The organism is Caballeronia sp. LjRoot31 (assembly GCF_964253885.1).
Taxonomy (GTDB): Bacteria; Pseudomonadota; Gammaproteobacteria; order Burkholderiales; family Burkholderiaceae; genus Caballeronia.
The window spans coordinates 2,546,995-2,570,628 of the sequence record NZ_CAXURX020000001.1; the positions used below are offsets into that span (position 1 = coordinate 2,546,995).

The following is a 23,634-nucleotide window of genomic DNA, read 5'->3' on the forward strand; positions in this document are numbered from 1 at the left end:
ATTCTCGCCGGGAGCGTGATGGTCTTGTCGCGGGAAGGATCGCGGCATTAACGAGGATCTATATAATTAGTTTTGCTTATGTTTAAAATATGTCGTTCCGTTCAGTGCTTGCCGCCGCGCCGGCTGCGCTGGCGCTGGATATGCTGACTCCACGCGGCCGAGCGGTCGCGAATGAAGTTCGTGAGTTCGGCGGTCGAAGATGGCAGCGGGTCCGGCTCCACCTCGTAATGGCCTTTCTCGTTGCGGACCGGCAGCGCGGCGACGCGGGCCGCCTGCAGGCGGTCGAGCCGCGAAGGTGTCGAGGCGTCCTGGTGATGCAGGCTCGACACAGGCACGGCGACGTTCGCGAGCGGATCGTCATCGCGTGGCTTGTCGAGCTTGAGTACGTCACCAAGCGACGGCGCAGCCGCATCGCGTTTCGTCAGTGGTTTCGTGCCCCAACGCTCGTGAAGCGTCTTCAGCACCGACGTGTGATCGATCGTTTGTCCCTTCGGTGCGCGGAACACAGTGCCCGCCTCGATCAGCGGCGAGACGAGCACGGCTGGCACGCGCAGGCCGAAGCGCGTGAAGTCGAAGCTGTATTCGCCGACCGTGCCGTCGCCGGGCGGCGTCGCGTTCGACGGCGGCGCGACATGATCATAGTTGCCGCCGTGCTCGTCGTAGGTGATGACGAGCAGCGTCGAGTGCCAGCCGCGACCGTTGCGCAGGGCGTAATAGGTGTCGTGGATAAGCTGTTCGCCTGCCGCAACGTCATAGTTCGGATGCTGGCTGTTGCCGGTCGCGTCCCAGCTTGGCTCGAGAAACGTGAACGCGGGCAGCTTTCCACTCGCGGCGAGCGCCTGGAAATCGCGGAAGTGGCCGAAGTGCGACTCGTCGGCGTGCTGCACATCGGGGAAATCATGACGCGTGAGCGGATCCCGGTTGTAGCCGAAGATCGCCCAGTCGACCTTCGCGTCGTCGAGGTCCGACAGGCGGCCGAAGATGCTCGGGCACGTGAATATCTTGACGTGATCGTCTAGATGGCCTTGCGACGTGCCCGCGAGCGCGAACGCGCGGTTCGGCATGGTCATCGTGGGCACCGACGCGAACCATGCATCGCACACGGCGTAACCGCGCGCGAGCCCCGAGAGCACCGGCAGCAGTTCAGGCGTGTACATGCCCATGATCTGTGATGGCTCGGTACCGGACAGCGAGTCCTTGTAGTGCTTCGCGAGATCCGAGGCGATCGCCGACTTGAAGTTCAGCACAAAACCGCGGTTGTCCGGGACGGCGCCCGGGGCGGGATCGTCGGTTGAGAACAACTGGTAGTTCGTGTTGTAGAAACCTTCGCCGGGATCGGCGCCCGGCATGAGGTACGGATGCGGATCGCTCGCCTGGATGCTGTAGACCTCGATCTCGTGGCCCGTGTCGTCGGGATTCGATTCCTTGCCGGTGAGGCCGTCGAACGCGTGGCCGAGCGGAGAACGGTTTCCGGTGTCGCGGTAGAGGAGACCGAGCATCTGGTCGAAGGACCGGTTTTCCAGCATCAAATACACAATATGGTCGATTTTTTCAAGCTTGTTCGCCATGGCCGTCTCCTTTACGAACTTTGCAAAGTACGGCGCTTGCGTGATTGTTGTGTGACCATCTACAACGCGTATCCCCGCAACGCACAAACACGCTCGATAAAATATAATGCTGCTTTGCAACATTTACCGTCTATGCTGATTCGAGCAGGAGCATGGCCTTCGTGCCAGTCCGGTTCCCTATACGGGAGGCATACATGACGAGTCCGCGCTGTTTACCCAATTTGACGCTTCACGTCTTCGAACAGGATGGTGGCTGGCACTGGGGGCTTACGATCGACCGAGTGCATGGCACGGGCAAGAAAGTGGTCGCGTATAGTGAGGAAGTGTTCCGTTCAGCAGCGGACGCTCGTGCCGATGGAGAGCGGGCCTATCAGCGCCAGCATGACGGAGCCTCGCCAACTAATATGGTTTGATCGGAGCGCCTACAGAAAACGCCCTGGGCACGCCGAAGGCCGGCGTCCTCCCGGACGACCGGCCTTTCCCTGAAAAGCGTCACTGATTGCGAAACAAAGACGGCTGAATCAGGAAATCGTCGCGATTCTTGTCTGCAATCCACTGTGGCGCCCGCCCCCGCCCGCTCCACGTCGCCCCGGTGGCCGGGTCGCGGTACTTCGCGTTCGGGACCGGCGGGACCATACGGGCATGAGCACGGGTGCCTATCAGCTCCTGCAGGGAGATTTTATATTCCCTCATTTTCGCGACAATCTCGCGCAGCGCGCGATCTGCTTCCTGCTGACGTGCCTGCTCCAATTCCTGTTGAAGCGCTTCGCGCTGCGCCAGTAGTTCCTTCAAACCAGGCATTACCGTTTCCATATTTTCCGAAATTGATTGGGTCGAGTAGATGCAGCCAAGGGCCGCCTGCCTGTCGAATATTAACCTCTATGTCCGGAGTTGATAACGGCTATCAAGGAGACGAGCCTCGCGAGCGTATCGGGCGATCGTCTCCCGAGTCGCTCATCGGCGAACATCGTGTCGTACAGCGCGTGTGTCCTCAATGAAGCGTGAGCCGTGGCGCGGTCCGTCGAATCGCAGCAATCCCTTAATATCAAAAGCCCGCATCGCGAGCCCGCATTGCGCTAGACAACGTTCTTTTCCACAATCGGACGGCGCTCGAGCACCCGCTCCCAGCTCAGTGACGACAGGTCGAGTGAGGTGTACTTCCCGGAGAGAATCAACTCGCTCACGCCGCGTCCGGTAGCCGGCCCTTGCTGCAGCCCATGACCGCTGAAGCCATTTGCGAACACGCAATTCTCGACGTCCGGGTGATAACCGATAATTGCATTCTGGTCGAGCACGTTGTACTCGTAGTAACCGGACCAGCAGTTTTCAACGCGCAGGGCCTCGAATTCCGGAACACGGTGAGCAAGCGTCGGCCAGATGACTTCGTCGAAGATGGCGTGGTCGACTTCGTCCAGCGGCAGGTCATCCGGGTCATTGTCCGCGCTCGGCGACGTACCGCAAATATACGTCTTCCCCTCAGGGCGAAAATAGACCCCGGTCGGATCGATCAGCAAAGGGCAGTGTTGCAATATCGCAGGAGATGAGACGTTGAAGATGCTCCGGCGCCGCGCGAAAACAGGGATGTCGATACCCATCATTTCCGCTGTCTTGCGCGCCCAGGCGCCCGAGGCATTGACCACGGTGTCGCATGCATAGCGCTCGCCATTGCTCGCGACGACATGCGTGACGCGTCGCCCGTCCCGCACCAGTCCCGTCACATCCGCCGCAATGTAGCGCGCACCCAGCGACTGGGCCTTCTTGCGAAGCGCCTGCACGAGACCGTAGCCGTCGAACCACCCTTCTCCGCTCTCGCCGAACGCGCCGGATACGAGGTCCTCGACATTCAACCACGGGAACTTCGTGCGCAGCGCGTCCTGCCCCATGAGCGTGATGTCCGCTCCAAGCGTCCGTTGCAGCGCGTGGTTTTCACGAAGCGTTGCGTCCCCTGCCTGAGTGGCGAGGAAAAGATAACCGCCTTCGTGAAGATCGATGGCCGGCTTGAACCCCTCTACTTCAAGAATGTCCCCAATACCGCGAAGAAACTCGATACCGTACAACGACATTTGAATGGAAAGCGGTGTAGAGAACTGCTGCCGGATCGATGCGGCCGAAAGTGCCGACGATGACTTCGCGTAGCTCGGGTCGCGCTCAATAACGGTCACATCGACCGTCGGATCCGACGCACGCAGAAAATAGGCGATGGAACTACCAATGACCCCGCCGCCAACTATAACGACCTTAGAACTCACGACTCACTCCAAATGGTTGTAACCCGACATGTAACCCGACGACTCGCGTTCGCGAGCACGTTTCCTTTGCATATTCTCTCTAAGCCGCCTTCGCATCCCAACACGCCTGCTGCAGATTGATACCGTAGCACCAGAGTCGTCATGCGGATAGCTTTAGCATTTCCGCAAGCCGTGCAATGGCCTCTCTCCATGGGGCATCGAAGTGACGCGCCTTCAAATGATCGAGTCCCGCCTTGGTAAATGTCCGCTCGGTCGCAATGCCTGCAGAGATATCAAGGAGGCTCGTCGCCGGCACGCTCAAGGCGAAGCTGGCCGGACCCGCAATATTGCCAAGCGTCAGCGCACGGGCAGCGTCCGGTTCAAGACCATGCCGCTCAAGCTCGGCCGCAAGCGCATGGGCAAGGTCGTATATCCACGTCGACGCGCAGAGGGAGACCATCGCCACGTTAAACGCAGCCTCGTTCGGCAATGCCACGACATCCCCGGCGCAAGAGAGCAACGGCATGAGCCCCGGCGCGGGCGGATAAAGCGGTATGGGCCCCGGCGCGATTTCGATGTAGCTCCCCGGCATGATGAGATGGACGCCCCCTACTTCAGGCAGCAACGCGCGAAGGACGTCGAGGCGAATACCCGCCATCGCGGAAAGGACGGTGTGGCGACGCTCCCAACGGAGATTCGCCAACGCGGCTTCGGCATTCTCCGGCCTCACGCTCAGGAGGACTACCTCGGCTTCAGCCAACACCTCTTCAGCAGACGCAGCCACCACACAGTCGTGATTTCGCGCCAGCGTGCGGGCGGTGTCGGCGTTGCGTGGCGAGAGCAAGACCTTGCCGTCATAGCCTCCCCGACGGAGCGCCGCAATAAAATATGAAGCGAACTGTCCCGTTCCGATTACGCCGAGAGTGGTCATGGATGCATTCGATATCTGCATGACTAAGCCAACGCCGCTGCTGTATTCCGGTAGATCAGCATAACTACGCATCCCTGTTCGGACGCCGCTGTATGAAGCGTTCCCGGCGAACGCACACAGTACTGCCCACGCAGGTAAGTACGCTCTTCATCCGAGAATTCACCATCGAGAACATAGATCTCCTCGAATAAGTCATGACTGTGCGAACCCGTCCTTGCACCGGGCTCGACTCTCATCAAGGCGGTGGACTCGCCGGTAAAAGGGTTCTCAAACAACGTCACTAGATCGAATCCCGGGGTGTCGGTTGGCTGCCATTGAAGCGCTGTCGCATCGAGAAAATGCGAGCCCTTCACATCAGGACCCAACGCGACTCCCGTGGCTGAGCTGATCATTCTCTTCTCCTCGATGCGAGACCGACATGGGTTACTGAATCAGCCGCGGTTGGCCAACGTCGGCGGCTGAAGGCTCCAGACCGTGCGCCTTCAGGATCCGCGCGATATCGCCGGACTTGTGCAGATCCGCAATGTCGGCACTCAAGGCATCGCCGAGGGCCTGATTCGACTTCGTGTACGGAAATGCGGTCTGGCCCGGCTGAACCGATGCCGGAACCCTCGCGTCCGGCTTCACTGCCATGATCTTGATCGACGAATAACCGCCCTTTTTCTGGTCGTATTGCGCGACGGCGTAGCTGTCAGTTCCCACGTCAATCCGGCCAGCCGCCAGATCCTGAGCCATGGCCACCGGATTGGGATAGAGCGTCAGCGAACTGCCGAGTACCTTCTGGAGGTCGCCCGTCCAGAGATAACCCTGAACCGATCCGACGCGTTTTCCCTGTAAGCCAGCGATCGTGTCGATACCCTCCTTGGAGATGACGCCCATCTGATCAAGGTACATCGGGCCGCTAAGCCCCAGGACCTTCGCGCGGTCAGCGGTCCTGTACCAGTCACCCATTCCGATGTCCGCTTTCCCCGACACCACCGACTGGATGACTGCCGCCGGATCCACCGTGCTGATGGAGAGCTTCAGGCATTCCTTCGCCGCGATGAGCTTGACGATATCTCCATCAACGCCGCCAATATCGGTGCCGCTCGCCGGTATCGAATACGGAGGAAATACCCATGCTGCAACCGATAAAGTGCCGGACGTAATGGTCGGAAACGTGTGAGCGGGCTTGCACTGATCCGCGAAGGCAGAATAGGTGACGCAGGATAAAAGGAGGCCGGCGCACAGCCTCCTCAAAAATGTCGCGGACGTTTTCATGTCGTTTTCCTATCGTGGCTTCAGTGGAGGGACATTCACAGGCAGCTAAGCGGTAAAGAGGGAGCGGATCTATCGAACGGCATGGCGTCCCAATCGTCGTTCCAGGACGGAGACAAACAGCGTTGCGGGAATGCAAACGACAGCGAACATCAAGCCGGCAAGGATCAGTACTGGCATATATTCAAAGGTCGTGGACCCAATATTCGATGCCCGGCTGACCAGCTCAGGAAGCGCGATCGTGAAGCAGAGAGACGTTGCCTGAAGCATCATTATCGAAAATCCGAGAAGCGCGGGCAGCGCAACCCTCAGGCCTTGAGGAACGATCACAAAGCGCAGTGCGTCAAGGCCGTTGAGTCCGATCACTAACGCCGCTTCCTTTTGTCCGTACGGGACGGCCTCGAATCCGGCCCGGATGATCTCGCTCGTATAGGCGCCGGTGCAGCACGCCAGCGCAACCACCGCGGACGCAAACGATGACAACGTGAGACCGGCCGTCGGCAAGCCGAAATAAACAAACTGGAGCAGGATAAGAACCGGCGCCCCTCGTCCGATTTCAACGAACGCCAACGCGGTGAACCTGATCGCCTTCGACTTGGCCGGCACCGCAAGCGCAAGCACAAGCCCGAGCGGAATGCCTATCGCGAGGCTCAGCGCCGTGACCTCGAGCGAGAGGCCATAGCCGTCGATAAGATCCGGAAGCCAGCCCTTCCAGAGATTCAGGAGCTCCATCATCTCGATACCCTCGAACGCAATTGAACGTCGGTCCAGCGCGACAGCCACGCGATCGGCAAACTCAGGAGTATGTAGAGAAGCGCCGCAGCCGCGTAGACGCTCAGCCCGCGAAACGTCTGTTGAGAAACGTGATACGACTGATAGGCCAGATCAGTCACGCCAATCGTCGATGCAACAGCGGAGTCCTTAAGCAAGCCAATAAGATACGTCGCGCCCGACGGCAATGCGATCCTCGTCAACTGCGGGAGCACGACGTCACGGAACTGCTGACTCCTCGTCAAGTTCAACACCTTCGCCGCTTCGAACTGACCCGGGTGAATAGCGGTCAGCGCCCCTCGATAGATTTCGGACATATTGGCGGCGGTCACCAGGCCGAGGCCCACTACGGCCGCGGTAAAAGGGCTCATGGCTATGAGGCCGTTACCAATGCCAAAAAACACGAAGAAAAGCCAGACGATCGGTGGAATCGACCGGTAGGACACGACGATCGCCGTCGACATAAATCGCAACGCACCGATGGTCGAAAGGCGCATCGCACAAAGCGGCAACCCCAGCGCCGCGCCCAGAATGAACGACGCCAAGGTGAGCGCGATTGTCCAGGGAACGCCTTTCAAGATCGCCGTGAGATCCATGATCATTAGCGGTCCCTCACGGCGCTCAGGAACTTGGCTGCGCGTTCGGTCTTCGGTGCGCGCATGATCTCGGCGCTGGGTCCTTCCTCGAGTATGTGACCTTCCGCCATCAGGATCACGCGGTCCGAAACGTTCTCTGCAAAATGCATCTCATGGGTGACGACGATCATCGTCATGCCCGATAACGCAAGTTCCTTCATGACCGCCAACACTTCCAAACCCAACTCCGGATCCAGCGCGGAAGTCGGCTCATCGAACAACATGATCTCCGGTTCGAGAGCCAATGCACGGGCGATCGCGATCCGTTGCTGCTGACCGCCAGAACACCGCCCGGGATACTGGCTCGCTTTGTCCGCCAGGCCAACGCGCGCAAGAAGATCCATCGATCTTACGTCCGCCTCCTTTCTGGAGCGCCCCATGGTGCGCTCCTGCGCAAGACTGACGTTGCGCAACACCGAGAGGTGGGGAAACAGGTTGAAGGACTGGAACACCATGCCGATCTTCCGGCGCAACGCGACGAGGTCCCGCCGGGAGGGCGGGCGTCCGGCGTCGATTGTTACGCCTCCGATTGTCACCTTGCCTTCGTTCGGCGGCTCGAGTTGATTGACACACCGAAGCAACGTGCTTTTTCCGGAACCGCTGGGACCAATGATCGCGATCACCTCCCCGGCACGCATCTGAAAGGTAATGTTCTCGAGTACCCTGTGCGTGCCGTATGTCTTGCTCACCGATTCAACGCAAAGTATCGGCTCGTCCGTTGCCCCCGTGCGCGGTGAAGTGACCGGCTCGGACTTTAGAAAAGGAGAAGCGATACTATTCATGGAACTCACTCCGTGAACTTCGTGCAAAGCCGGTCTCGGTCGATTGGGCGACCACCACTGCATGCCATGGCCGCCTCATAGCACCACAAGCACCACTCGCCTGGTTGATTGGACTAAGCCAAAAAGCAGACCTCAAGTGATGCTTTCGCACCATGTAGTGCAAAAGTTGAATCAACTATTCGTGACTTGCATTCGTAGGCCCTTTGCAGCGCCCTTTGCCGCCCCTTCGATCAGCGTCTTCACCATTCATGACGAAACTGCATTAACTTGTTCAATACCTGATCGAGCAACGCGCGCTCCGATGAACTCAGCCCACTCAGCATGGTCGATTGCCGCTCGATAGCAACGGGCACCACACGTTCATAGAGCTTGCGCCCGCTTTCGTTCAAGATGAGCGAGCTCTCACGCCGATCAAGCGGGTTGATCTTGCGCCGAATCATCTTCCTTTCGCTTAGTCGCGTTACCGCACGGCTGATGCTGTTTTTCGGACGGCCAGTCACATCGCAAATTGTCTTGGCAGCCATCGGACCATAGGAACTCAGGCAGCTCAGCACGTTAAACTCGTCACGGCCAACATCGAAGTCACGACTCATCGCTGAAAAGCACGGCTCGGTGTAGTAGTTCGACCAGAGCGTGAAGCGCCATGCGTCGCTGATCGGTCCGTTCGTGACGACCGCAGCGAAGACGTCTTGTGCACTAACGGTGCTGTCGGACGCCTTCAGTTCCGCTTCCTGAATATCCTCTACTGTACTAACCATATCTGTTTGTCCTTAAATGCAGCAACCAGGAAAAGTCATAGACAGACGGCAGACCGCACTCTCCCTTGCCTCAACGAAAGGACTCGGACAACCATTCCGCCATCATCAGATCCAGATGCCCGCCACCACCGTTCTTGAACAGGGTAATTTCCTGCGGGTCGCGTCGCCCGGGAACCTCCTTTCTGCACAGGTCAAAGAGATCTCCCCGGATGTCCGACAGGGTGAGGGTTCCGTTCTTCAGCGGTTGGACGATGTCGCCGCAATGCTCCGCCGTGAGTCCCAGATGGTCTACGAAAACACTCGATCGAAGGATGGCGGCGTCGTTTGTCTCGCGCATGTCCGGAGTGAAGCCGCCGACAAGATCGACATGACACCCAAGCTTCAACCACCTCCCGTCGAGCACCGGCGTGGGCGACGACGTCAGGCACACCACGATGTCAGCGCCCGCGACACTCGCCTCCAGATCGTTCGACACCTGAAAATTGACGGGCAGAAAACGCTCTTCTATCAACTGCTCCGCGCGACTTCGATTCCGGTTCCACACGTCAATCCGTTCGATGGTCGGGCAAACGGCATGCAGGTAGGTCAGATGAGTCCTGGCCTGAGCACCGGCGCCGAGCACGACCAGTTTGGTCGGGTTGACCGGGGCGAGATAGCGCGCCGCCAGCGCAGAATCAGCCGCCGTCTTGCATCGGGTAAAACTTTCTCCGACTATAAAAGACCTGAAGCGCCCATCCACCCGGTCGACCAATGCAAACGCGGAATGAACCGTCGGTGAAGGCGTGCTCAATTCGCCGTTGTCGGGAGAGATCGAAACAATTTTTGCGCCCATTGATCCGTCGGCCCGCGCGCCCGCCCAGATGAGCAACTCGGCGCTGGGCCGGTCGTCCCTGGAGATCGGCGTATGAAGCCGGCCAATCGTTTCGTATTCCTCCAGATGTTTATTTTCCATTGCATCGATCAGTGCAATAGGGGAAACCCGAGCCAGCACCGAGTCGGAATCAATCACGCGAGGAAGGGCTTCGGTCATGATCAGTATCGGCGGCCTATAAGCGGACTTTCCGAAAGGACGATCGAACCGTTCGCGGTAATCAGCACCTGCTCTTCAAGCTTGACACCCTCTTTACCGCCCTGCTCGCCGATGTAGCTCTCCACCGACACGACCATGTTTTCCTGGAAGGTTCCGTCGTACCCCCAGGCGTCGAAGTCGACGGCATAGGCGACGCTCGGATATTCATCCACCAGTCCGACACCGTGAAGCATCATCATGTACCGGTTATGGACGTAACGCTCTGGCACCGGCCAGCATTGTTCAGCGAATTCGCGAAACGAAAGTCCCGCGCGAAGCAGACCTACGTTGTGCATGATCTGGTCTTGCGCATAGCCGAGGAGATTTCCCTGGCTTGCTGACATGCCTCGGCCCGGACAAACAAAACTTCGGGAGATATCGGACAGGTAGCCGCCCGGCCCGACCATATCCGTGTCGAAGCAAACCATGTCTCCCGCCTCGATCACCCGGTTCGTCGCGTCCTGGAACCACGGGTTGGTCCGCGGACCTGAATTCAGCAATCGGCTTTCGGCCCATTCCCCTCCATGCGCGATGTTTGTCTCGTGCAGGATGCTCCATAACTGGTTCTCGGTCACGCCGGGACGAAGCGACTCAACCATGCGCGAGATGCCCAGATCGCACACCGCCATGGACACCTCGTGCTGCGCGATTTCCTCCGGCGACTTGATCAGCCGCGCTTGCTCGGTGAGTGGCTGCGCGTCGAACAATTCGATGCCATGCGCCTTCAAACGCTCTGCGCCCCACGGGTCGCAGCGATCAACCGCAAGCCTGCGGTTACCCGCGCCGTAGGTGGAAACCAGGTCGGCAACTTCGCTGGCCCACAACGTGGCTTTTTCTTCGACTCTCGGGCCGGCGAGAAAATACAGCCACGGAATGGCCGGACGTATTTCGTCGATGGTCTCAATGCCTTCGCTGTTGTGTCGACTACTGACAAAGTCAAACAGGACGACCGGCCCGTCTGTAGCGATATAGACATAACGACTCGGCGAATGCATGACCCAGAGCCCGAGATTGTTCGTGTCAGTGGCATAGCGAATATTCAGCGGATCCGCCAGCAGGATTCCACCGTAATCATGCGAACGCAGTTGCGCGCGAATTCTCTCGAGACGATAAGCGCGCAAGGAGCGCCGGTCGATGCTCTCGTATTGGCGAATCAACGCCCCGTCGACAGGCGCAATCTGGTGCCCCTTGACCGCCAGATCCTCTCGATACTCGCGGCCGTCACGAGGACGTTGCAGGGTCAAGCCGGAAACGCGCGCGTCACGATCCATGATTACGTCCGTCCATTTTCGAAGGTCCGCGGCTTGTATGAATTCGTCGAACGGTTCGAGACCCGCAAAGAGACCACAACCCCTTGCGACCTGCTGTCTGGCTACCGTCGATTTCAGATTAGTCCCACGTGGAACCATCTGTCAAGATATCAAAAACGTCAATTTCGCACGAAGTTGATGGCCGAATTCTGAAGCATTCACATAATAAAGTGTGACATGCCCGTAGGTTTCTACAATGGACGTAATAATTAGCTATCCAAACTACTAAAAAATCCCATTCAGGCTTTGCTCGCAGGATCGACGCTCGTGATTTATTACTGGCCCCGTCCCTACAGATCCTTGACCAGACGAAGCGCATCGTAGATTGCCGCATGCGTGTTGCGCGCGGACACCGCATCGCCTATGCGGAAAAGCTGGAACGCGCCTTCCGGGTTGGACTTGCGTGACTGTTTCGTCCCATCGATAAGATCGTTGTAGTCAAGCGCGCCAAGGTTGCTCGACAATGGCTTCAGTTCGAAATACAGATCGTCCATCGGAATGGTTCCGTGATTCACCACGACCTGATCGTGACGCTGCTCGTTGCGGATGCCGCCGTAGTCGCTGCCCACCACCGCAACAAGCCCGTTTTCATCACGATGCACCGAAACGAGCCGATAGGTCACGGTGAACTTCACGTCCAGCTTCTGCAGCGAACGCATATAGGGCACGAGGTTCATGCTCATCACTTCGGGCGAGAACGAGCGGTCCGGCGTCATGATCTCGACCTTCCCGCCGGCTTGCGCAATGACCTCGGCTGCCTGCAATGCGGCATGGTCACCTGCGTCGTCGAAGATCAGAACGTTCGAACCCGGCTTCACGTCACCGGAGATGATGTCCCAGGTCGATACAACCAGCTCGTTTCCTTCGCGCAAAACGTCGGTGCGGGGCATTCCGCCTGTCGCCACGATCACCACGTCCGGGTTTTCGGCTTGCACTGTCGCCGACTCGGCCCACGTATTGAACTTGAACGTCACACCAAGCCGCTCGCATTGAGACATCCGCCAATCGATGATGCCGATCATCTCCTTGCGCCGCACGTTCTGCGCAGTCAGGCGGATCTGGCCGCCGGGATGGTTCGTGGCTTCGAGGACCACGACCTCATGTCCCCGTTCACCGGCAACGCGAGCTGCCTCCAGTCCCGCCGGGCCTGCCCCGACGATCACCACTTTGCGCCGGGTTTCCGCACGCGCAATCTCGTGCGGCATGGTGGTTTCGCGGCCCGTGGCGGCGTTGTGAATACAGTACGCCGCACCGCCCTGATAGATGCGATCGAGGCAATAGTTCGCGCCAACGCAGGGTCGGATATCGTCTTCCCGGCGCTCGATGATCTTGCGAACAATGTGCGGGTCCGTCATGTGCGCGCGCGTCATGCCGACCATGTCGATCTTGCCTGACTCGATCGCATGCCGCGCTGTCGGCACGTCCTGGATTCGCGCTGCGTGAAAGGTCGGAAACTCGGTCGCCTTCTTAATTTCCCCGGCGAAGTCCAGATGAGGCGCGCTTTTCATGCCCTGGATCGGGATGATGTCGGTCAATCCGGCATCGGTTTCCAGGTGGCCGCGGATCACGTTGAGAAAATCGACGAGACCACTTTCTTTCAGCTTCATCGATATATACAGCCCGTCCTCTTTCGTGAGGCCGCCTTCAATAATCTCGTCGGCGGTGTATCGGATACCGAGCAGGAAGTCCGGACCGACGCGTTTGCGCATGGCCGTCAGGACATCGAACGTGAACTTCATCCGGTTGTCCAGCGAGCCGCCGTAGGGCGCATCCAGTGTGTTCGTGAGTGGCGACCAGAACTGGTCCATCAAGTGTCCGTAGGCTTCGAGCTCGAGCCCATCAAGACCGGCCGCCTTCATTCGCTCTGCTGCGTCCGCATAGTCCTTGATGATGCGCTCGATATCCCAATCCTCGAGCTTCTTCGGAAAGGAGCGGTGCGCAGGCTCCCGATTGTGCGAGGGGGACACCGCCGGAAGCCAATCGCCCTTGTCCCAGCGCGTACGCCGTCCAAGGTGTGTCAACTGGATCATGACCGCTGCGCCGTGCTCGTGGCATTCGTCCGCCAGATCCTTCATCCAGTGCACGACCTCGTCCTTGTAAGCGAGAACGTTGTTGAACACCGGCGGACTGTCCTTCGATACCGCCGCCGACCCCGCCGTCATCGTGAGCGCGATGCCCGCCTTCGCGCGCTCGACGTGATACGCGCGGTACTGCTCCTTGGGCATGCCGTCCTCCGCATACGCCGGCTCGTGCGACGTGGTCATGATGCGGTTGCGGAACGTCAGATGTTTGATGGTGTAAGGCTGAAGGAGCGGGTCGCTTGACGACATGGCGTGGCCTTTGACGATTTTTGTTGGGGGACGCAATGAAGATTATTCATTGTGTACACCTGTGTCAAGTATCTCGACTACAATGAACATTAAGATGCCGAGTTGATCGTCAGAGCGGGGTTAGGTTGCGGGGTTAGGTTGCGGGGTAAAGGACGGAATACAGGGCGAAAGCGCTTTGACCGATGCCAGTCCAGACGCCAGAATATCGTCGCTTTCGTGATGAACCGTCGCTCTGCGGACTGGCGATCGCCGCTGCTTTAAGGAATTTTTACCTATGGATCAACCGACTGCGGACGCGGGACGAGGGTCGCCCGAAGCGTGGCTCGAGGTAGCTTACGAAAGCCTGCGCGATGCCGGTGTCGATTCCGTGCGCATCCTTCCGCTGGCGAAGAAGCTGAATCTGTCGAGAACCAGTTTCTACTGGTTTTTCAAGGATCGCGAGGAGCTGTTGGCCGCGTTACTGGAGCGCTGGCGCGCCAAAAACACGGGCAACTGGATCAAGCAGACCGAGGCCTACGCCGAAACAATCTGCGAGGCGGTTCTGAACGTGTTTGATTGCTGGCTCGATGACCAGATCTTCGACTCGCGGTTTGAAGCCGCTATCCGGAGCTGGGCACTGCAGTCGCCTGAGATTGCTGCCGAGATCCAGGTCGCGGATCAACTTCGGATTGCCGCGCTCACTCAATTGTTCGAGCGTTACCAATACGAACCCATTTCCGCCGATGTGCGCGCGAGAGCTATCTACCTGACGCAGATGGGCTACATTTCGATGAAAAGCGAAGAGGCGCTATCTGTCCGCATGATGCGTATTGCGGAGTACGTCGAGGTCTTTACGGGGCATCGGCCGGAGGACCGTGAACTCGACCGGTTTTTCATGCGGCATCACTATCACGCGGCTTGATCGTCGCTGAGTGGACCGGGCTCGCTGAATTTTTAATCGAAAACTTAGTGAAGAGGTCGCTACTCGATACTCGCGCCCGGACCGGGTCGAGGAACATTACGATCGACTGCCGGCCCGCAACCGCTTCTCCCCTCCGCTGTTTTGTCTCTCCTTTCGATCCATTTCTTACGCGACCATTGACAGCGTCGAATCGTTCGCTAAAATAGCATCCTTCGCTGTATCGGTTGGCCCAGGTGGCGGAATTGGTAGACGCACATGGTTCAGGTCCATGCGCCGCAAGGTGTGGAGGTTCGAGTCCTCTCTTGGGCACCAACAAGTAGTTAGCAAGGCAGTCAGCGTAGTAAAAGAAAACCCCGTAACGCCTTGTGCCTGCGGGGTTTTTTGTTTTAGTCGATCCGAGGCGTTCCCATAACATCCGGCGTTCTTGCGTATACCCGTTTCGGGAACCCCCCGGCCCGGATATGCCAAACCGAATCAAGAAACATTGCGGCGGCTTCGATCCTCGATACGCCCCGACGTCCATCATGACCTTTGACGAAGAGAGCTCTCAGCCAAGAGCATCTTTCCGTCGCGACACCATTAGAACTTGTGACGGATTGCGATCCGGGCAATAACCTGCCGGTCATTCGATGAGGGGGCTGCGGCATCCGGGTTCGCGGCGAACTCCAGTCCGGTGCCCTGAATACCGGAATCGCTCACTACCTTCACGTATACGGCCTGTGCATACAGGTCAGTACGCTTCGAGATGTTGTAGTCGGCCATCAGACCAAGCTGGTGATATTTGGCCTTCGCGCTTCCACCGGACGTGCCGTCGTACGTGGCCTGGGTGTAGGTGTACATGCCGCCAACATAGAGCGCCGGGGTGAACTGGTAGAGGGCATTCACCTCGAAGTTGTTGAACTTGATCGACGACGCCGCGCCGAGAGAGGGGCTGGCCGCGAAATTGGCGTACTCCGTCCCCGTCGGCTGCGAGAGGTTCGCGTTCGTGTACACAAAGCCAAGGGTGGCCGCCCCGATCGCGTAATTGATACCCGCGCCAAAAACCCGCTGCCGGGCGGCCGTCCAGCTCCCGTCCGTACCACTGGAACCCAGGTTCGCGACCGCGCCTGCACTGCCATTGTTGGGCTCATCAACGTTCAGGAAGGCAGCGCCGACGGTCAATGGGCCGTTGAGGTATTGCGCCCCAAGGCTTTCTGCGCGATTGGTAGCGAAGCCCGTCGAGTTGCTGAACGCGTACGCGCCGCCGAACGTGAGACCCGAGTAGTTGACACTGGCGAACTTGACGGAGTTGTTCAGCCGGAACGTATCGTCCGTGTTGTCGTTGTCATACGGGTGCGTAAACATCCCGCCGCCCCAGTTGCCGTTGGCCGTCAGCGGGCCAAGGTAATCGACGAGCGAGTCATATTGGCGACCGAGCGTCAGCGTCCCGAACTTCGTGCTGGACACACCGACCCACGCTTGCCGGCCGAACTCCTGCCCATCCTGCGCGAGCTTGCCACTGTTGATGTTAAATCCATTCTCCAGCTTGAAGACCGCACTCAGCCCCCCGCCCAGATCCTCCGAACCCTTCAAACCCCAGCGACTCCCCTGCACGTCACCGCTTGACATCGACCAGAGCGACTTGCCGCCAACGTTCGACGTGTAGTTCAAACCTTCGTCGATGAGACCAAACAGCGTGACACTGCTTTGGGCATGCGCCACGCTACAGCAAGCACCCAACACACTGACAACCAGAATGGATTTGTTCATTTTTACCCCCAGTTTCTCACTGAATAAAACAACTGAATTAACATCACCTGTGATCCATGACCGATAACATTTCACGCTCTGGAGACGCCCGTTCTTGCTCCTCAACCTGACTATTTCCAGCGCGGTCGTTTATGAATATGATTTGTATTCCTAAATTTATTGCCATGATCTCGACTTGCCGTTTTAACATCCGTTACGGTTTTTACGTCACGGTGACGCGCGAAACCCGTGGCAACGCGATATCGGCAACGGTCGACTGGCAAGCCAGTTGCGCAAGCCGGGTTGCAACCAGGTCAGTCACATCGACTAGCGCTTTACCCGTTTCCGCCAGGGTCTGTGGGTCGAGCTGAATCAGAGGGAGTTCCGTGCAGGCAAGCAGCACCGTTTCGGCTTCCAGTTCATCGAGGACCGCGCGGAATCCCTCGCGAATTGAGGGTGCATCCGGCCCGATAGCCTTGATGTCGTATATAAGCTGATGAAGTCGAAGCGCGGCGTCCGGATTGGGTAGTTCAATATCAACATGCCCGACCAGTTGCCGGTAATGTGACCAGGGCCCAAGGTCGGTCACCGGGCGCGCACCGAGCAAGGCGATTTGCTCGACCCGATGCTCGCGCAGGTAAGCCAGTACGGTATCCGAGAAGGAGATGAGCCGCGCCGGCAGATTCAGCGCGTCCAGGTGTCCCTGATAGTAGTTCAGTGTATTGCACGCAATAGCGTAATAGTCCACGTGCCCGGCAATGTACTGGGCTGAACGGCGAAGGTTATCCCAAACAACACAATCGTTTTTTTCGAGCTCCATCGAGAGTCCAAGTGCGGGCTCGGAGAAGATAGTCACGTTCGGCGCATCCAGGTCTCCACCGTACGGTACGTCCTCGATCGCACGGCGCGCATCGAGTATTTTTTTCCAGAGATCCATACCGGCCTCAGGACCGGAGCCCGTGATGATGCCAATCTTAGGTCGCGTGACGTTTGCGTTTTTCATGTTCAAGGTGTTCAGTCGTTCGCTTCATTTCTGCCGGCCCATAGTCAAGAGGCTATGCCTCCCGGTCAGGCCGTCAGCTCGTCAAAACATATTTTTCCGCCCTTCATGACGAGGGGAATGCTTTCACCCTGTCCGGTCAGGCAGTTGATGTCGCGCAAAGGGTTGCCGTCCACGACCAGCAGATCGGCAAACGCGTTCGGAACAAGTTCTCCGAGCTTGCCCTGCATGTTCAGGATTTCCGCGCCAATCGTGGTGGCATTTCGGATGACCTCGGAGGGCGGCAGGACTTCACATCGAATCCTGAACTCTTCGCTTTGCAGCCTCTGGGAGGCTCCCAGCAGATCCGTGCCGAATCCCATCTTCACGCCGGCCTGCCGGAAGAGTTCCAGCGAGCGCATCGACGCGTCCTTGACTTCCGATATCTTCCCCATGCTTTCGGGAGGCAGGCCGTGCGACTGCCCTTCCGATGCGAGCGCGCGATACGTGACAAGCGTGGGAACAGCATAGGCGCCAGCCATACTCATCAGCTCCGCTGTCGCGAGGTCTATCAGGTTGCCATGCTCAATGCTTCGAACGCCACATCTCACTGCCCGGCCGATGGCTTCCGCCGTGTATGCGTGCGCCATCACATAGGTGTGGCGACTGTGCGCCTCGGCGACAATCGCGCGGGTCTCTTCCTCGGAATAACCCAGCGCCCCGATAGGATCGGTCGGCGAGGACACACCGCCGGAGGCCATGATCTTTATCTGGTCCGCGCCCATCTGGAATTCCTCACGTACGGCCTTCTGGACGCCATCCAGCCCATCGGCGACCCGGTTAAGCCCACCCACGCGCACACAGCCACACTCGGGGAAGTCCGGCAGCAGGAAGTCTGAGCGACTGCGTTTGTCACCATGGCCGCCCGTCTGGCTAATCGAGCGGCCGGACACGAACATCCGTGGCCCGGTTATCAAGCCGGACTCGATAGCCTCCCGGATGGCGAAATTGGCTCCTCCTGCGTCGCGCACCGTCGTGAATCCTCGGCGCAACATGGCGGCGATGCCTGGCACGGCTCGGAGCGTGACAAGGACGTTGGGCGTGCGTGCCAGCGTATCGATGTTCAGACCCAGTCCAAAGACATGGACGTGCAGGTCAATCAGACCGGGCATCAGCGTCTTTCCGCGCACGTCGATTTCACGCGCGGACGAGGCTTTGATCGGCCGGTCGGATACCTCCTTGATGAGGCCGTCCTCGACAAGCACATCACGCTCGCCGACAAGCTCTGTTTCACCCGGCACCAGCAGGCATCCGTTTCGAAACAGAACGCTACTCATGGTCTGGATCCTGACTGAAGCTGATGCTTGAATTCATTCGATATCCTTATCATCGTGACACGATAGACGGCAGCCATTCATTCAGCCCGATTCGCGGCGTAAGCAATACTGCGAATCGGGAAATTGCAGCGAATGACTACTGTTTCACGCTGACACCGGTGAAATCAGGTGGTCCGAACGGGTTGATCTTGAAGTCCACGACCGACTTGCTCATCGGCTGAAAAATGGTCGAGCTACCGATAGGACTGAACGGCAGTTGATCGGCAAAGATTCGCTGTGCGGCTGTGTAGATGTCGATGCGCTTCTGATGGTCGGCGGTCGTTCGCCCTTCTTCAATCAACTTGTTGAAGGGCGCGTAGCACCATTTCGAAAAATTGCCCCCGTTGACCGAATCGCAACCGAGCAATGTGCCAAGCCAGTTATCCGGGTCCCCGTTATCGCCATTGCTGCCGATGAGCAAGCTGTCGTCTTCGCCAGCATGCGCGCGCTTGAGGTACTCACCCCATTCGTACGTAACAATCTTCGCCTTGACGCCGATTTTGGCCCAGTCGGCCTGAATCATTTCTGCCATCAGCCGCGAATCGGGGTTGTACGGGCGTTGTACCGGCATCGACCACAGCGAGATTTCAAAACCGTTGGGAACGCCAGCTTTCTTCAGAAGCGCGCGAGCCTGGTCCGGATCGTAGGCTGCACCCTTGAGCGATTTATCAAACGGCCATTGCGTAGGCGGCATCGCATTGTCTGCCAGTTGCCCTGCCCCCTGATACACCGACTTGATGATGGCCGGCTTGTTGATGGCCATGTCCAGCGCCCGACGCACGTCGGCGTTGTCCAGCGGCTTGTGAGTCACGTTGTAGGAGAGGTATCCCACGTTGAAGCCGGCCGCCTCCTGCACAACCAGCTTCGGGTCTGCCTTAAGGGACGGCACCTCGCTCGGTCGTGGATAACTCGTAATCTGGCACTCGCCGGCCTTGAGTTTCTGCGAGCGCACCGCCGGGTCCGTCACGATGGAAAAGACGAGCTTTGAGAGCTTGACGACGCCTGGATTCCAGTAATCGAGGTTGGCCTTGTACCGGATCGTCGCATCCTTCGTATAACTCTGAAGCGCGAATGGTCCAGTTCCGACCGGCAACTGATTGATTTGGGCCGCCTTCCCCTCCTTGAGGAGTTGTTCAGCGTATTGCGCCGAGAGGATAGACGCGAACGGCATGGCGATATTCTGGACGAACGGCGCAGACGCGGTGTGCAGCGTAAATCGCACGGTGTAAGGGTCAAGCGCTTCGACTCGGTCGATGGTCTTGTCCAGCGCCATGTCAGTGAAGTACGGGAACTCGACCGGATAGGCTCGGCCGAATGCCAGGTTCGAATCCCGCATCCGGTTGAACGTGAAAAGCACGTCGTCGGCGTTGAAGTCCCGGGAGGGCTTGAACCAGTCGGTCGTCTGGAACTTGACTCCATGCCTGAGATGGAACGTGTACTGCAAGCCATCAGGCGAGACGTCCCAGCTCGTTGCCAGTGCCGGTGTCACCTGCGTGGTGCCGCGAACGAACTCAACAAGACGGTTGTAAATGGGATAGGCGCCTGCAGCGTTATCGACGGTCGAGGTGTATTGCCCCGGGTCGAAACCGGCGGGGCTAGCTTCCGAGCAATAGATAAGGAGTCCTGCTGGAGACTGCGCTGCCTGACTCAGCGGCGCATTCAGGGCCACCAATGAAACGAATGCGAACGAAGCAAAGAACAACGGCTTGAACTTCCAGGTATTCATCGAAAACTCCATGTAGCTGATTTTTGCTGTCTCGATTCGAGTTCTGGCTGGCCACCTTGCGTGGCATCTGGCCAAATCCTGCACCTATTCTTAACCTGCATTAATCGGTAGATTGCCGAGCCGGATGGTCATCCCACCCCGTCAAAAGACTGAACTGGATGCGGACCCGCCCCCGGGTCTCCTTCTAGGGCAACCTGTACCCGAACGCATGGCGAGATTTTTGTACGCCTATTTTCGTGACACAATCCATCATTTCTACATCGACTAATTAGCCTGGCTAATGGGTAGTGGGCAATGGGTAATCGAAAGTTGGATACCGCGCTCGTGCCCGGCCTGTGGTTCTTCAAGGTCGCGGCCGAATCGGGCACCTTCGCGAGGGCGGCAGAGGAACTGTGCGTCACGCAAAGCGCCGTGAGCCAGCGCGTCCGTGCGCTCGAAGACCGGCTTGATACGAAGCTGTTTGAACGGGCGGGACGGGAAGTGAAGCTCACAGCGAGTGGACTGATGCTGCTCGGCGCGGTACGGGAAGGGTTTGCCGGTCTGCAAACCGGGCTTGACCGGCTGCCGCGCGACCAGACGACGACCGTACTGAAGGTGCGGTGCGCGCCATCGCTCGCGCTTGAGTGGCTGACGCCGCGGCTTCACGACTTCATGCGTCAACACCCCGACGTCTCCGTTTCGATCTTTGCAGACTGGACGTACACGGACCGCGTGCAGTTCGAACGAGATGCAATCGATGTAGCAGTCGGATACGGAGACCCCGGGATTCAAGGCCGGCAACTGCTGGTCTCGCTACCGGAACTCGTGAGGCCCGTCTGCTCGCCAGATATCTACGGCGACCTGAACGGGACGCTACCCTCTTCGGCGGCGGTAGTTCTTCTGCATGACGTGGCGCCGGGTGTCGACGCGGCCCCTAACGTCGAATGGATGCATTGGACCGACGCGCGGGGCGCTGTCAGTTCCCGGCGGACGACCGACCTGCACTTCAATCTCGCGTGGCTTGCCTACCAGGCAGCGATCGAAAGCCGCGGTGTTGCAATCGGCCGCTCCTTACTGGTCGACAGGTTGCTGCGAGAGCGGCGACTGGTGTTCGCGAATGACCAGCCTGCACTGGAAGCTTCGTCCTACTTCGTCCTCGCCGCGATCGTGCCACCGCCCGGTTCGCCGATTCACCGATTCGTCGAGTGGCTCACTGCAGAATTGTCGGCTTCGCTGGACAAGGCGCGCTCCCTGTTCCTTGAGTACTCGCACTAACCGAGCACTTCCGTAGTGCCGGGGACTTCGTATTACCAACCGAATGCCACGAATCGCCCTCCGTTGATCTGATTCCCTAATTGAATATCGATCTGTACAACGCATCGATATCTCAAGACGCCGATACGGTGCGGCAATTCTTCTATAAGCAACTCCCGCTGCTCAATAGCACCTTACCGACACCGGTCAATGCGGAGCTGCGGTTGCAAGGCTTCGAGGCGGGGGCACCTCGCAGCCCGCTTCCCCCATTGTCCGAGGACGGCGTGGTCGAACTGAAAGCGCTGAAGCAGCTAGCCGGCAGCCAATCGTAAGACGATATAGGCGCCGCAAAGTGAGCTTTTGCCCACAACCGCATCGCGCCCGGATACTCCCGCGGCCCTGCTTCTCCCGTCCACCAAGGCGCAATGCGATGCCGCTCACAAGAACGAAAGCGAGTTGTCCGGGGACGGTGCGACTCTTACCATTACGCCAGCTATCTCGCAACGCATGGAGCGTAAATTGACATCATCGAATGAAGACACGATCGCCAGCAACGACGCGCTGATGCGCGCGACGATTAACGCGGTCCAGGCCGCCGGCAACCACATGAAGGACATTTTTTCTCCCGATGCCCGGCCTGCGGACCTGCAAGAGCTGGTCAAGGCAATCCACGCAAACGACGCCGAATCTCTGGGCGTCATGCAAGAAGCACTGCTTACTGCTCGTCCGCAAGCGAGCTGGTCTGAATACGAGCTCGAAAGCGGCGAGTTACCGCCGGGGGAATGGTGGGTCACCGACCCTGTGGAAGGCAACATCAATCATATCCACGGGATGACCGACTGGTGCGTGACCGCAACCCTGGTGAAGGATAACCAGCCCGAACTGACCGTCGTGTATCTCCCTCTCACCGGCAACACCTATACCGCAACGCGGGGCGGCGGCGCTTACCTCGACGGCGTTCGGATCGAACCGTCGCGCAAAAAGGAACTCAACGCCGCGCTGGTCGGGACAGGTCAGGCGAAACCCGGCGAGGACGCCGCCACCTTCCGTCGAATTGGTGAATCCGTCACGGCGATGCTGAGCTCGGCACTGGTTGCACGCGTCTCGGTTCCGGCCACCCTGCAGTTGATCCATGTTGCCGCGGGACGCATGGATGTTTTCTGGCAGTTCAGCCAGGTACGTTCCGGCCTGGTTGCCGGGGCGTTGCTGGTTAGCGAGGCCGGCGGCACCGTGACCGATACGCACGGCCGTCCGTGGCATCTTGCAAGCGACGACTTTCTCGCCGCTGCGCCGGCGCTGCACGAGGCATCGGTTAACGTGCTGTCGAAGATCCTGTGAACACGCTCAATCATCCGGCAGTAGCCACGTTACTCGACCAATTGTTCGTGGCGTCGGACACCACCAAGGCCGAATTTTCTCGCCAGTTTTCGAATCTGAATGCCGTCGAAAGAAACAGGCTGGTCGCCGACAGCAGCCACCGAGAACTGTATGCGTATGCAAAGAACGCACATCTCGCGGTTTCGCGCAGCACCGGCAAACTGCTGTATGTATTGGCCCGGCTGATGAACGCCCGCACGATCGTGGAGTTCGGGACATCGTTCGGCGTATCGACAATTCACCTTGCCGCCGCCGTGAAAGACAACGGCGGCGGCAAGGTGACCAGCACCGAAGCGGAGTCGTCCAAGGTAATCCGCGCACGCGAGAACCTCGCGAACGCGGGTTTGGCGCAATGGGCGGACATCCTCGAAGGGGATGCGCTGGAGACGCTGTCATCGCACGCGCCGCCTGCAATCGATGCGCTCTTTCTCGACGGGGCCAAGCCGCTCTATCCACAAGTCTTCGCACTCCTTGAACCGCAACTGCGTGTTGGAGGGCTGGTCATTGCCGATAACGCCGAAGGCAGTCCTGACTACCTTGCCGAAATCCGCAACGACCCGCGCTATTGCTCCGTGCGCATTCGTGAGGACGTCGAGTTGTCGATCAAGCTGGAAGAATAAAACCCGCGTTGGTACGCATGTGCATTCCCGGAACGCTTGAAGTCCGGTCCAGATA

General features: G+C 58.6%; 23 protein-coding genes and 1 tRNA gene. 7 read left to right on the forward strand and 17 right to left on the reverse strand.

Translation table 11 applies throughout. The features are described from left to right. Positions 1–101: 101 nt before the first annotated feature. Positions 102–1,568 (reverse strand): alkaline phosphatase family protein, encoded by a 1,467-nt coding sequence (locus tag ACSQ8V_RS11220; protein WP_436205762.1) that lies wholly within the window; start codon positions 1,566–1,568, stop codon positions 102–104. 194 nt (positions 1,569–1,762) lie between these two features. Here ACSQ8V_RS11220 and ACSQ8V_RS11225 point away from each other — a divergent pair, with 194 nt between their 5' ends. Continuing rightward, positions 1,763–1,981 (forward strand): hypothetical protein, encoded by a 219-nt coding sequence (locus ACSQ8V_RS11225; RefSeq protein ID WP_436205763.1) that lies wholly within the window; start codon positions 1,763–1,765, stop codon positions 1,979–1,981. Between the two features lie 79 nt (positions 1,982–2,060). On the opposite strand, the gene ACSQ8V_RS11230 is transcribed toward ACSQ8V_RS11225, so the two are convergent. From ACSQ8V_RS11230 to ACSQ8V_RS11285, 12 genes are all read right to left on the reverse strand, one after another. Next, complete coding sequence (locus tag ACSQ8V_RS11230; RefSeq protein ID WP_213761884.1) at positions 2,061–2,369, reverse strand: H-NS histone family protein; 309 nt, start codon at positions 2,367–2,369, stop codon at positions 2,061–2,063. A 275-nt stretch (positions 2,370–2,644) separates the two neighbouring features. Then, entirely contained in the window at positions 2,645–3,817 is a 1,173-nt protein-coding gene (locus tag ACSQ8V_RS11235) for an NAD(P)/FAD-dependent oxidoreductase (RefSeq protein WP_436205764.1), read from the reverse strand. Between the two features lie 139 nt (positions 3,818–3,956). Continuing rightward, positions 3,957–4,727 (reverse strand): NAD(P)-binding domain-containing protein, encoded by a 771-nt coding sequence (locus tag ACSQ8V_RS11240; RefSeq protein ID WP_436205765.1) that lies wholly within the window; start codon positions 4,725–4,727, stop codon positions 3,957–3,959. 23 nt (positions 4,728–4,750) lie between these two features. After that, positions 4,751–5,119 carry a cupin domain-containing protein gene (locus ACSQ8V_RS11245; protein WP_436205766.1) on the reverse strand — a complete coding sequence of 123 codons (369 nt, stop codon included), beginning with the start codon at positions 5,117–5,119 and terminating at the stop codon, positions 4,751–4,753. A gap of 31 nt (positions 5,120–5,150) precedes the next feature. Then, positions 5,151–5,987, reverse strand: a complete 837-nt coding sequence (locus ACSQ8V_RS11250) for a substrate-binding periplasmic protein (protein ID WP_436181960.1) — start codon at positions 5,985–5,987, stop codon at positions 5,151–5,153. Between the two features lie 69 nt (positions 5,988–6,056). Further along, a complete protein-coding gene (locus ACSQ8V_RS11255) occupies positions 6,057–6,719 on the reverse strand; it encodes an amino acid ABC transporter permease (RefSeq protein WP_213761604.1) in 663 nt (220 codons plus the stop codon). Beyond that, positions 6,716–7,357 carry an amino acid ABC transporter permease gene (locus ACSQ8V_RS11260; RefSeq protein WP_436205767.1) on the reverse strand — a complete coding sequence of 214 codons (642 nt, stop codon included), beginning with the start codon at positions 7,355–7,357 and terminating at the stop codon, positions 6,716–6,718. The genes ACSQ8V_RS11255 and ACSQ8V_RS11260 overlap by 4 nt, the downstream gene beginning before the upstream one ends. After that, entirely contained in the window at positions 7,357–8,172 is an 816-nt protein-coding gene (locus ACSQ8V_RS11265; RefSeq protein ID WP_436205768.1) for an amino acid ABC transporter ATP-binding protein, read from the reverse strand. The genes ACSQ8V_RS11260 and ACSQ8V_RS11265 overlap by 1 nt, the downstream gene beginning before the upstream one ends. A 239-nt stretch (positions 8,173–8,411) precedes the next feature. Next, positions 8,412–8,930: a MarR family winged helix-turn-helix transcriptional regulator gene (locus tag ACSQ8V_RS11270; RefSeq protein WP_213761606.1), complete on the reverse strand. Its 519-nt coding sequence runs from the start codon at positions 8,928–8,930 to the stop codon at positions 8,412–8,414. A gap of 70 nt (positions 8,931–9,000) precedes the next feature. Beyond that, positions 9,001–9,960, reverse strand: coding sequence for an ornithine cyclodeaminase family protein (locus ACSQ8V_RS11275; protein ID WP_436205769.1), 960 nt, complete (start codon positions 9,958–9,960; stop codon positions 9,001–9,003). A 2-nt stretch (positions 9,961–9,962) separates the two neighbouring features. Next, the gene (locus ACSQ8V_RS11280) at positions 9,963–11,270 is read right to left on the reverse strand and encodes a M24 family metallopeptidase (protein WP_436205770.1); all 1,308 of its coding nucleotides are present in this window, start codon (positions 11,268–11,270) and stop codon (positions 9,963–9,965) included. Between the two features lie 329 nt (positions 11,271–11,599). Continuing rightward, positions 11,600–13,639: an FAD-dependent oxidoreductase gene (locus ACSQ8V_RS11285; protein WP_436205771.1), complete on the reverse strand. Its 2,040-nt coding sequence runs from the start codon at positions 13,637–13,639 to the stop codon at positions 11,600–11,602. Positions 13,640–13,913: 274 nt separating this feature from the next. On the opposite strand from ACSQ8V_RS11285, the gene ACSQ8V_RS11290 reads away from it, so the two are divergent. Beyond that, on the forward strand, positions 13,914–14,540 hold the full coding sequence (locus ACSQ8V_RS11290; protein WP_436205772.1) for a TetR/AcrR family transcriptional regulator: 627 nt from the start codon (positions 13,914–13,916) through the stop codon (positions 14,538–14,540). A gap of 227 nt (positions 14,541–14,767) precedes the next feature. Next, positions 14,768–14,852, forward strand: a tRNA-Leu gene (locus ACSQ8V_RS11295). Positions 14,853–15,119: 267 nt separating this feature from the next. Here ACSQ8V_RS11295 and ACSQ8V_RS11300 read toward each other — a convergent pair. From ACSQ8V_RS11300 to ACSQ8V_RS11315, 4 genes are all read right to left on the reverse strand, one after another. Continuing rightward, positions 15,120–16,289: a porin gene (locus tag ACSQ8V_RS11300; protein ID WP_436205773.1), complete on the reverse strand. Its 1,170-nt coding sequence runs from the start codon at positions 16,287–16,289 to the stop codon at positions 15,120–15,122. 202 nt (positions 16,290–16,491) lie between these two features. Further along, positions 16,492–17,271, reverse strand: coding sequence for an aspartate/glutamate racemase family protein (locus ACSQ8V_RS11305; protein ID WP_436205774.1), 780 nt, complete (start codon positions 17,269–17,271; stop codon positions 16,492–16,494). Positions 17,272–17,336: 65 nt separating this feature from the next. Further along, entirely contained in the window at positions 17,337–18,584 is a 1,248-nt protein-coding gene (locus ACSQ8V_RS11310; RefSeq protein WP_436205775.1) for an amidohydrolase family protein, read from the reverse strand. A gap of 136 nt (positions 18,585–18,720) precedes the next feature. After that, positions 18,721–20,349 carry an ABC transporter substrate-binding protein gene (locus tag ACSQ8V_RS11315; protein ID WP_436205776.1) on the reverse strand — a complete coding sequence of 543 codons (1,629 nt, stop codon included), beginning with the start codon at positions 20,347–20,349 and terminating at the stop codon, positions 18,721–18,723. A 294-nt stretch (positions 20,350–20,643) separates the two neighbouring features. Between ACSQ8V_RS11315 and ACSQ8V_RS11320 the strand changes: the two genes are divergently transcribed. The 4 genes from ACSQ8V_RS11320 to ACSQ8V_RS11335 all read left to right on the forward strand — a co-directional run bounded on the left by ACSQ8V_RS11320 (position 20,644) and on the right by ACSQ8V_RS11335 (position 23,579). After that, positions 20,644–21,603, forward strand: coding sequence for a LysR family transcriptional regulator (locus tag ACSQ8V_RS11320; protein ID WP_436181972.1), 960 nt, complete (start codon positions 20,644–20,646; stop codon positions 21,601–21,603). Between the two features lie 80 nt (positions 21,604–21,683). Then, a complete protein-coding gene (locus ACSQ8V_RS11325) occupies positions 21,684–21,914 on the forward strand; it encodes a hypothetical protein (protein ID WP_436205777.1) in 231 nt (76 codons plus the stop codon). A gap of 187 nt (positions 21,915–22,101) precedes the next feature. Continuing rightward, positions 22,102–22,920, forward strand: a complete 819-nt coding sequence (locus tag ACSQ8V_RS11330; RefSeq protein WP_436205778.1) for an inositol monophosphatase family protein — start codon at positions 22,102–22,104, stop codon at positions 22,918–22,920. Beyond that, positions 22,917–23,579 (forward strand): O-methyltransferase, encoded by a 663-nt coding sequence (locus tag ACSQ8V_RS11335; protein WP_436205779.1) that lies wholly within the window; start codon positions 22,917–22,919, stop codon positions 23,577–23,579. Before ACSQ8V_RS11330 ends, ACSQ8V_RS11335 begins: the two co-directional genes overlap by 4 nt. The last annotated feature ends 55 nt before the right edge of the window (positions 23,580–23,634 follow it).